Source organism: uncultured Microbacterium sp., assembly GCF_963521695.1.
Classification (GTDB): domain Bacteria; phylum Actinomycetota; class Actinomycetes; order Actinomycetales; family Microbacteriaceae; genus Microbacterium.
The window spans coordinates 1-2565 of record NZ_CAUQWC010000349.1; the positions used below are offsets into that span (position 1 = coordinate 1).

Consider the following 2565-nt stretch of genomic DNA (forward strand, 5'->3'; position numbering starts at 1 on the left):
CGGTCGCGCAGCTCGTCGCGCAGCAGCGACAGCAGCCCGTCGAGGCTCGGCGCGATCCGCCGCGCGGTGACGGCCCCGGCGGGAGGCGTGTCGCCCGTGACGTGGGGGAGCAGGTCGAACCCGTGCCAGTCGTCGCGCTGCGCGGGAGCCACGGCGAGGGCGACGTGCACGTCGTCGGGGGAGTGGAACGCGGCGATCTGCGCCGCGAGGGCACGGGCGACGCGCAGGGTGTCGCTGCGCGCGCCGACGAGAGAGACCTGTCCGCCGCGCTCGAGGTCGACCGTCGCCGGCATGCCCTGCGAGACCCCGGCCAGGCGCACCATGCGCTCGGCCGACTCGCGCATCACGGGGTCGAAGGGCTGCACGGGGTTCTGCTCGGGCGGCAGTGCGACGTCGACGGCCCGCAGGTCGCCGGTGCCGATGCGTGCGCGCAAGAAGTCGGCATCCCCCGGGCGTCGCTCCCAGCGGCGGGCCGGGTCGGCCGCGATCTCGACGAGCGTGCCGGGAGCGGGATGCAGCGCGAGCGCCCTGCTGCGTTGGGTGTCGGCCGTGCGGCGCACGTCTTCGCGCGTCTCCTCGAGGTAGTCGAGGTAGCGCTCGCGCTGCACGCGGCGTTGGCGGGCGGCGTTGCCGCGCTGGGTGAGGGCCATGCCGAGACCGCCGACGAGGGCGACCACGAGGATGACGGCGCCGACAACGACCATGATCGGGTTGTTGCGCAGCAGCACGATCATCGTGATCGACGAAAGGCTGCCGACGATCGGCAGCAGCGACTGCAGCGGGAAGCCGGTGTTGCCCTCGCCGATCGGCGGCGGCGGGGCGAGGATCACATCGGGAGCGGGCTCGACCGCTTCGCTGATGCGGGCCGGACGGTGAACGATGCGGACGGTCACGCGGGCCTCCCCGTCGCCCCCACCACGGAGGCCGCGAGCCGGATGACCGCGAGGTGCATGACCGAGCGGCGTGCCCGCCCGCCCGCGGCGAGTCCCGCGTCGAACGGGAGGGGCAGGACGACGTGGTCGGTCCCGGTGGCGATCGCGCGCGCGACGCCGTCGCCTTCGCGTGCATGGTCGACGAGCGCGAGGACGACCGACGGCGATTCGGGCAGAGCGTGCACGGCGTCGACGACCGAGCGCGCGTGTTCCGCCGCGGTCCGACGGGCGTCGCTGACGAGGCAGACGACGTCGCACAGCGCCGCGCACGCGGCGAGATCGACCACCGGGTGCCGCGTTCCGAAATCGGTGACCGCGACGTCGAAGAACCGGGCGATGGGCGCCGCTTCGCCGAGCCACGCGCCCACCGCGTCGTCGGTGTCGCGGGGGCGCAGCGCCACGATCCCGTCGCGCTCGGCGAGCCCGCTCAGGGCTTCGGCGGTGGTGCGTGCGGCTGCTCGCGTCTCGTCGGGCGAGACCGGGGTCGCGCCCAGGCGCCCGGCGAGACCGGCGGCTCCGGTCGAGACGTCGACGGCGAGCACCGGCTCGCCGCGGCGACCCGCGATCGCGAGGGTGAGCTGGTGGGCGACGGTGCTCGTGCCGGCGTCCGGTGCGAGCGACATCACGCCGACCCGGCGCGTCGTCGACAGGCCGCCGCGGATCGCGGCATCCCACTCCGTCAGCCGGACACGGCCGTTGGCGCCGCTGCCGAACACCGCATTCGACACCGCACGCAGGTCGAGCACGCTCACGAGCGTCCGCCGAACATGCCGAGCAGGTCGGCGTAGACACCCAGCGCCCCCACGAGCAGTGGCACCAGCGAGACGACGGCGAGGGTCTCGACCACGTTGCCGAGGCCGCGCAACCGCGCCCGCACGTGGGGGCGGGGCCGCACCAGCACCATCGTGGCGATGAGAGCGGCCAGCACGATCGCGACACCCGCGCCGACCCAGCCGAGGCCGCCCGAGAGCAGCACCGTCAGACCCGCCACGGCGATCGCGCCCGCGGCCGTCCACAGAAGCCAGCCCTGCCGGCGCAGGGGGAATGCCCGCGTGCGGAGGGCGGCGACGAGGAAGAACGCCAGGGCGAGCAGTTCGGTCCAGACCGTGCCCGAGAACGCGAGCGCGACGCCGGCTACCCCGAGAACGGATGCCACGGCCCCCACGCTCCACGTGAGTGCCGCGTACGCCTCGTCGATGGCGGCGAAAGCGCGGGAACGGGCGGGCGGGGCGCCGTCCGCGGCGCGCTGGTCGAGGTCGGTGAGCCCGGCGGCCGACAGGGCGATCCAGGGCAGCGGGCCGGTGGCGAACGCGGCGATCACGCCGGTGACGGCCGCGGCGGCCACGGCATCCACCCCGCCGAGGACGAGCCCGAGCAGCAGTGACGACAGCTCCGCGCCCAGTGCTCCGCCGGACGCGGCGCCGCGACGACGGTGGGCGACTCCGGCGCCGAGGAGGGCGACGGTGAATCCCGTCGCGAGGGCCGCGGCGACCCCTCCCATGAGGGGTGCGGCCCCGACGAACCCGTGGGAGGTCAGTGCCGCCGTCGTCGCACTGCCCACGGGCAGCGCCAGACCGGCGGCCGCGGCCGTCACGCACGCCGACAGACGGCGGAGCCCGCCGAGGCCGAGGCC

Annotated in this window: 2 protein-coding genes and 1 pseudogene; all 3 read right to left on the bottom strand. The window is 75.5% G+C overall.

What is annotated here, in order from left to right:
- Nucleotides 1–893 (bottom strand): annotated as a pseudogene (locus RWP81_RS16220) (cell division protein FtsK); the annotation flags it as partial.
- Entirely contained in the window at nucleotides 890–1678 is a 789-nt protein-coding gene (locus tag RWP81_RS16225) for a hypothetical protein (protein ID WP_314457854.1), read from the bottom strand. The gene RWP81_RS16225 and the pseudogene RWP81_RS16220, both read right to left, overlap by 4 nt.
- A 2-nt stretch (nucleotides 1679–1680) precedes the next feature.
- Nucleotides 1681–2565 (bottom strand): hypothetical protein (locus RWP81_RS16230; protein WP_399540626.1); only part of this gene is annotated, 885 nt, incomplete at its 5' end.